We start from the raw sequence: 6,162 nt of genomic DNA, 5'->3' as shown, positions 1-6,162 counted from the left end.
GCTCCCACACACCCAGCCCCCCCCGCTCCCCCCCGCTCGCGCGCTCTCTTCATGCTGTCGAGCTGATTGTGGAGCTAAGGAGAATTGAACTCCTGACCTCTTGCATGCCATGCAAGCGCTCTACCAACTGAGCTATAGCCCCATGCGCCCACGCGGTGGACCCGCGCTTCTGCTGGGAGTCGCCCCGGTCCCCCGGCGGCGACGCCAACATTACACGCTCGACCGGGTGCACCACCAAATCAATTCCGTTCTGTCCCGATAAGGGGGCTAGTGTCGGCCCCCGTGACCGTGATCGCGTTCCCCGGAGTCCAGCGCCGTTCCCCGGTCGCGCTGGGAATCTGCCTGCTGTCGTTCACGGCGTTCTGGCTGGCCCAGCGCGCCGCGGACGTCTCGATGATCGACCTGATGGTGTACCGCGCGGAGGGCGCCACCGTCCGCGCCGGCGGCGATCTGTACGCGCTGCGTACGACGGTGGCGCAACTGCCCACCACCTACCCGCCGTTCGCCGCCCTGCTGTTCACCCCGCTGACCCTGCTCGGCACGGGGGTGATGCGCACCCTGGCGACGGCCGGGAACCTCGCCCTGCTGGTGGTGTTCGTGCGGCTGTCGCTGCTGCTCGTCGGGCACGCGCGCGTGCGGACGGTGTGGTGGGTGGCGGCGGGGGCGGTGTGGTGCGAGCCGGTGTGGACGACGCTGCGCTACGGGCAGATCAATCTGCTGCTCGCGGTGCTGGTCCTGTGGGATCTGTCCCGCCGCGCGGGAGCACGCTGGGCCGGTGTCGGCATCGGCCTCGCGGCGGCCGTGAAGCTCACGCCCGCCCTGTTCGTCGTCTTCCTGCTCGCCACCGGCGTGGCCGCGCACCTGCGGTACGGCTCGGGCGGCGTCTGGCTGCGGCACGCGCGCGGGGCGGTCCTCGCGTTCTGCGGCGCGACCCTGCTGGCGGCGGCCGTCCTGCCGCGGGACTCCTGGCGCTTCTGGTCCGCGATGGTGTTCCGCGCGGGGCGGGTCGGCCATGCGGAGGACACCGCGAACCAGGCCCTGCGGGGCGTTCTCGCGCGTCTGCTGCACACCGCGGAGCCAGGCGGCTGGTGGCTCCTCGCGGCGGCGCTCACGGGGCTCGCCGGGATCGCGGTGGCGGTCACGGCGGAGTTGCGGGGGCGGCGGGGCCCAGCGGTGTGCGCGGTGGCGGTGACGGCGCTGCTCGTCAGCCCGGTGTCCTGGTCGCACCACTGGGTGTGGTGCGTGCCGCTGATCCTGCTCGTCGGTTCTCGGGCCCGCCTCATGGGGTCCGCCGCCCACCGCGCGGGCGCCCTGGCCCTGCCCCTGGTGTTCTGCTCGTACGCCCTGTGGTGGGTCCCGCACGGCACGCACCGGCCCGAACTGCATCAGAACGGCGTCGAGTTGACGCTGTCGGCCCTCTATCCGGCGGCCGGCTGCGCCTTCCTGGCCCTGGTGGCCCTGGAGGGCCGTGCGACACGCCGTGAGGACCCTCCGCGCGGCGGCGTCCTCACGGGTCGTCAGGCCGTGACGAAGGAGTAGAAACGCTTCAGAGTGCAGTGCTCTTCGAGGAGGCGGCCGTAGATCGGCTCGCCCTCAAGTTCCCGATAGGTCTCGATCGGGTCGCCCTTTATGATCAGCGCCCGCGCGCATTCCTCGCACCAGTACTGGTAGTCGGGGTTCACCGGTTCCATGTCGCGGACGATCGGCGTACCACTGCCGCACCAGTCGCACTTTCGCCTGTGTGCACCCATCGATCAGCTCCAGCTGTGGCCGCAGGCCGTGCACACGTACGAGATCCCGCCGTTGTCGCCGAGGACTTGGGCCACATGCGCGGAACCGCAGGAAGGGCAGCTGAGCCGGGTGGCCGTGCCCCGTATCAACGCCGCTTCGCCAAGGAGGTGGCCGACCTCCCCGGTGATGCTCGCAGGCATCGCTACTCCCTCCCGTCGGGCCGCGCCCCCTTCCGGCCGTTTGATTCTGCCACGGCCGGACCAATACGGTCAGCGACGCCCGGGTACCAGTACGGCCACGACAGGCCGTGGTCCACCCGGCCGACGCGCACACGCGCGCCCGCAGCGCCTCTACCGACCTATACGCCCCACAGGCCCCGAGTGACTCAAGCCGGATCGGGAATCCTCACACAAAAAAATCCCGCCCCTCGCGGGACGGGATCTTGATCCTGTGGAGCTAAGGAGAATTGAACTCCTGACCTCTTGCATGCCATGCAAGCGCTCTACCAACTGAGCTATAGCCCCTCGCGTTCTCCCCCGCCGGGCGGGGCGAACAAGAAGAACTTTAGCCTGCGACCTGCCGGAAAGTGAAATCCGGGCCCGGCGGTGCCGCGACCGGCGGGTCCGGGCGCCGCCGGGGGCTCAGGTGTCGTCGCCGAGGACCGGCTCGGGCAACGTGCCGGCGTTGTGCTCCAGCAGGCGCCAGCCGCGCGCGCCCTCGCCCAGGACGGACCAGCAGCAGTTGGACAGGCCGCCCAGGCTCTCCCAGTGCTGGGCCTCCAGGCCCAGCAGCCGGCCGATCGTGGTGCGGATCGTGCCGCCATGGCTGACCACCACGAGCGTGCCCTCGGGGGGCAGCTTCTCGGCGTGCCGCAGCACCACGGGGGCGGCACGGTCGGCGACCTCGGTCTCCAGTTCGCCCCCGCCGCGGCGCACCGGCTCGCCGCGCTTCCAGGCCGCGTACTGGTCGCCGTAGCGCTCGATGATCTCCTCGTGGGTCAGGCCCTGCCAGACGCCCGCGTAGGTCTCGCGCAGGGCCTCGTCACGGCTCACGTGCAGGCCGGTGAGGGCGGCCAGCTCGGCGGCCGTCTCCGCGGCCCGCTTGAGGTCGGAGGCGACGATCGCGTCGGGCTGGAGCGAGGCCAGCAGCCGGGCGGCGCGCCGGGCCTGGGCGACGCCGGTCTCGGTCAGGTCGACGTCCGTGGTGCCCTGGAAGCGGCGCTCCACGTTCCACGCGGTCTGGCCGTGCCGCCACAGGATGAGCCGGCGCCCGCGCGGGGCACCGGCGAACGAGAACCCCGCGGCGGTGCTCAACGCCACTCACCCGCCTTCTCGGCCTCCTCGGCGGCCTCGTGCCTGGCGTGCTCCTGCGCCTTGCCTCGGGTGGCGCGGGCGTCGGCGGGCAGCTCGATCTCGGGGCAGTCCTTCCACAGCCGCTCCAGGGCGTAGAAGACCCGCTCCTCGCTGTGCTGCACATGGACGACGATGTCGACGTAGTCGAGGAGGATCCAGCGCGCTTCGCGGTCGCCCTCGCGGCGCACGGGCTTGACGCCCAGCTCCTTCTGGAGCCGCTCCTCGATCTCGTCGACGATCGATTTGACCTGGCGGTCGTTGGGCGCCGAGGCCAGCAGGAAGGCGTCGGTGATCGACAGGACATCGCTGACGTCGTACGCGATGACGTCGTGCGCCAGCTTGTCGGCGGCGGCCTGCGCGGCGGAGTTGATGAGCTCCAGGGAGCGGTCGGTAGCGGTCACTACAAGGCTTTCCGTAGACGGTCACTTGCCCCCAAGGGTCTCACGGACCGCCGACAGTGCCCCACGCCATTAGCTCGCCCCCGCCGGTTCGTAGTCCTGGCCGAGGATCACCGTCACGTCCGCGTTCGAGGAGACCTCGCCCTTGGTGACCGCTTCGGTGGGCAGTCCCAGGGTCTTGGCGACCTCGGTGGCGTTCTCCTTCTCGGCGTCGTCCGCGTAGGTGATCTCCGTGGTGGCCTCGGCGGCGGAGGCGGTGCCGCCCTCCAGGAACGTGAAGCCGCCGTTGAGGAGGGTCACGCGCGCGTCCTCGGTGCGGTCCTGGACACCGGTGGCGTTCTGGACGGAGACGCGGACGGCGGTGCCGTCGTCGGGGTTCTCCGCCGTGCCGCCCAGGACGTCCTTGACGACACCGGCGCTGGCCTGCGCGTTCAGTGTGCCGTCGGTCTCCACGGGCAGCAGCTCGGTCTTGTAGTCGCCGCTCTTGGCGAGGTCGGACAGGGCCGCGAGGAACGCGCCGAGGTCGTTGTCGGTGAGGGACGGGTCGAGGATCTGCGCGAGGGTCTGCACGGTGGTCGTGGCGGCCTGCGGGTCGGACGACATCTTGCGCAGCACGCTCTGCATGACCTGCCCGAACCGCTCCAGCTGGGCTTCCTGGGTCTCGCCGGACGCCTTGTAGGTGGCGTAGGCGACGGCCGTCTTGCCGCTGAGGGTCTGCTGGGTGCCCTTGCGGACCAGGGGCGCCGCGCCCTCGTCGGCGTCCGGGTCGGGGACATCGGCATTGGTGTCGACCTCAATGTTGCCCACGAGGTCGACCAGGTTCTGGAGATACGGCGTGTCGAGCCGCCAGGTGCCCTGGATGGAGGTGCCCAGGGCCGTGTCGAGGGCCTCACGGGTGCCGGAGGAGCCGTCGTCCTCGACGGACTTGGTCAGGGTGGTCGCGCCGTCGTCGCCGGTCAGGGCGAGCGCGTTGGGCAGCAGCACGGTCGTGCCCTGCTTGGTGGTGGTGTTGTCGACCAGCAGGGCGGTGGAGGTGGCGCCGCCCTTGGTGTCGTGCAGATGGACGACGATCACGTCCCGCTTCTGGGCGCCCGCCGTCGTCGTACCGCCGCCACTGTCGTCCGAGGACGACACGCCCGGGAGTTCTCCGGCCCACCACAGGTAGCCGACGCCGCCGGCCACGAACACGGCCAGGGCGACGACCACGGCGATCAGCCGCCCGCGCGCGCGGCGCTTGGCCTCCTCACGGCGCTCGGTGCGGTTCTCCGTGAAGGCGAGCCAGTCGATGACGTCCTCGGAGTCGCCGTCGGGCTCCTCGACGAAGGCGAACTGCTCGGTGCGGTAGTCGCGGTCCTCGCGCGGCGCCCGGGCGCCGGAATCCTGCGTGCCGGTGTCCTGCGTGCCGGGCTGCTGGTCGGGGACCGGGTCGGGCGGGCCCGCCTGCTGCGGGATGTAGGCGGTCTGCTCGGCGACCTGCGGCTGCTGCTGCCCAACGGCCGCGGTCTGGCCGTACGGGTCGTAGGCGTCGTACGCGGGGTAGGTGCCGGTGCTGTCGTAGCCGCCGCCCTGCTCCGGGGCCGCGGGCTGCTGACCGGTGCCGTAGGGGTCGTAGGCGGGCGCGGGCTGCTGCTGGCCGGGCGCGTACGGGTCGTAGCCGTAGGTCTGCTGTGCGTAAGGGTCGTAGGGCTGCTGCTGGGGCTGCTGTGGCGGGACCTGTCGGTACACGGGCTGCCCGTACTCGTCGTAGCCGACGAGTTCGTACTGGCCCTCGTACCCCGCGTCGTATCGGTCGTTCACCGGTGCCCCTCTCGGCTCACTCGCCGCGGTACAGCTCTCGTTTCGCGATGTAGCGCACGACCCCGTCGGGCACCAGATACCAGACCGGGTCTCCCTTGGCGACTCTCGCACGGCAGTCCGTGGACGAGATGGCCAGCGCGGGAACCTCGACCAGCGAGACCCCGCCCTCCGGGAGGCCGGGATCGGCGAGGACGTGGCCGGGCCGGGTGACCCCGATGAAGTGTGCCAGGGAGAACAGTTCGCCGGTGTCACGCCAGGTGAGGATCTGACCGAGGGCGTCGGCACCGGTGATGAAGAACAGGTCGGTGTCCGGGTTGACGGCACTCAGGTCGCGCAAGGTGTCCGCGGTGTAGGTGGGGCCGCCGCGATCGATGTCGATACGGCTGACGGAGAACTGCGGATTCTCGGCGGTGGCGATGACCGTCATCAGATAGCGGTCCTCGGCCGGGGACACCGCGCGGTGGGTCTTCTGCCACGGCTGCCCGGTGGGCACGAAGACGACCTGGTCGAGTTGGAAGGCGGCGGCCACCTCGCTGGCCGCCACCAGGTGCCCGTGGTGGATCGGGTCGAACGTTCCGCCCATGACGCCGAGGCGGCGCTTGCCGGTGTGCGCCGGACCGGTAGGCATGCCCTGCTCTCCCATGCGTGCAGACCCTACCGGCCCGGCCTGGGAAGCCCCCGCCGGGTTCAGCGGTCGCGGTTGAAACGAGTCGTGATCCACAGCAGCAGCAGCAGGATGACGAAGGCGCAGCCGCCCACGAAGTACGGGTTGAGGCTCTGGTGGTTGCCGCCGTGCTCCCCGCCTTCGGCGGCAAGGGTGACCAACTGGGCAGCGGCGCTGTGGAAAGTCATCTTCGGCAGAACCTATCCGGTGTGGGCGGGAT

8 protein-coding genes and 2 tRNA genes are annotated in these 6,162 nt (G+C 70.9%); 1 reads left to right on the top strand and 9 read right to left on the bottom strand.

The features are described from left to right. Nucleotides 1-69: 69 nt before the first annotated feature. A tRNA-Ala gene (locus ACFXAZ_RS21290) sits at nucleotides 70-142 on the bottom strand. Between the two features lie 140 nt (nucleotides 143-282). Here ACFXAZ_RS21290 and ACFXAZ_RS21285 point away from each other — a divergent pair. Next, a complete protein-coding gene (locus tag ACFXAZ_RS21285) occupies nucleotides 283-1,539 on the top strand; it encodes a glycosyltransferase 87 family protein (RefSeq protein WP_384593324.1) in 1,257 nt (418 codons plus the stop codon). Here ACFXAZ_RS21285 and ACFXAZ_RS21280 read toward each other — a convergent pair. From ACFXAZ_RS21280 to ACFXAZ_RS21245, 8 genes are all read right to left on the bottom strand, one after another. Beyond that, nucleotides 1,518-1,751, bottom strand: coding sequence for a hypothetical protein (locus tag ACFXAZ_RS21280; protein WP_003976229.1), 234 nt, complete (start codon nucleotides 1,749-1,751; stop codon nucleotides 1,518-1,520). The two genes, ACFXAZ_RS21285 and ACFXAZ_RS21280, sit on opposite strands and share 22 nt — an antisense overlap. 3 nt (nucleotides 1,752-1,754) lie before the next feature. Continuing rightward, the gene (locus ACFXAZ_RS21275; RefSeq protein ID WP_384593320.1) at nucleotides 1,755-1,931 is read right to left on the bottom strand and encodes a hypothetical protein; all 177 of its coding nucleotides are present in this window, start codon (nucleotides 1,929-1,931) and stop codon (nucleotides 1,755-1,757) included. Between the two features lie 251 nt (nucleotides 1,932-2,182). Next, a tRNA-Ala gene (locus ACFXAZ_RS21270) sits at nucleotides 2,183-2,255 on the bottom strand. Between the two features lie 117 nt (nucleotides 2,256-2,372). Continuing rightward, a complete protein-coding gene (locus ACFXAZ_RS21265; protein ID WP_384593317.1) occupies nucleotides 2,373-3,050 on the bottom strand; it encodes a histidine phosphatase family protein in 678 nt (225 codons plus the stop codon). Beyond that, entirely contained in the window at nucleotides 3,041-3,484 is a 444-nt protein-coding gene (gene rsfS / locus ACFXAZ_RS21260; RefSeq protein ID WP_382688971.1) for a ribosome silencing factor, read from the bottom strand. The genes ACFXAZ_RS21265 and rsfS overlap by 10 nt, the downstream gene beginning before the upstream one ends. Before the next feature lie 69 nt (nucleotides 3,485-3,553). After that, nucleotides 3,554-5,278, bottom strand: coding sequence for a LytR C-terminal domain-containing protein (locus ACFXAZ_RS21255; RefSeq protein WP_384593313.1), 1,725 nt, complete (start codon nucleotides 5,276-5,278; stop codon nucleotides 3,554-3,556). Nucleotides 5,279-5,294: 16 nt separating this feature from the next. Beyond that, a complete protein-coding gene (nadD, locus tag ACFXAZ_RS21250; RefSeq protein ID WP_384593310.1) occupies nucleotides 5,295-5,921 on the bottom strand; it encodes a nicotinate-nucleotide adenylyltransferase in 627 nt (208 codons plus the stop codon). Between the two features lie 44 nt (nucleotides 5,922-5,965). Further along, nucleotides 5,966-6,130, bottom strand: coding sequence for a hypothetical protein (locus ACFXAZ_RS21245; protein ID WP_382688962.1), 165 nt, complete (start codon nucleotides 6,128-6,130; stop codon nucleotides 5,966-5,968). Nucleotides 6,131-6,162 lie beyond the last annotated feature (32 nt).

The sequence above is a fragment of the Streptomyces sp. NPDC059477 genome (genome assembly GCF_042749375.1).
GTDB lineage: Bacteria > Actinomycetota > Actinomycetes > Streptomycetales > Streptomycetaceae > Streptomyces.
The sequence above is the reverse complement of the archived record's forward strand: the minus strand, read 5'-3'. Positions and strand labels throughout refer to the sequence as shown.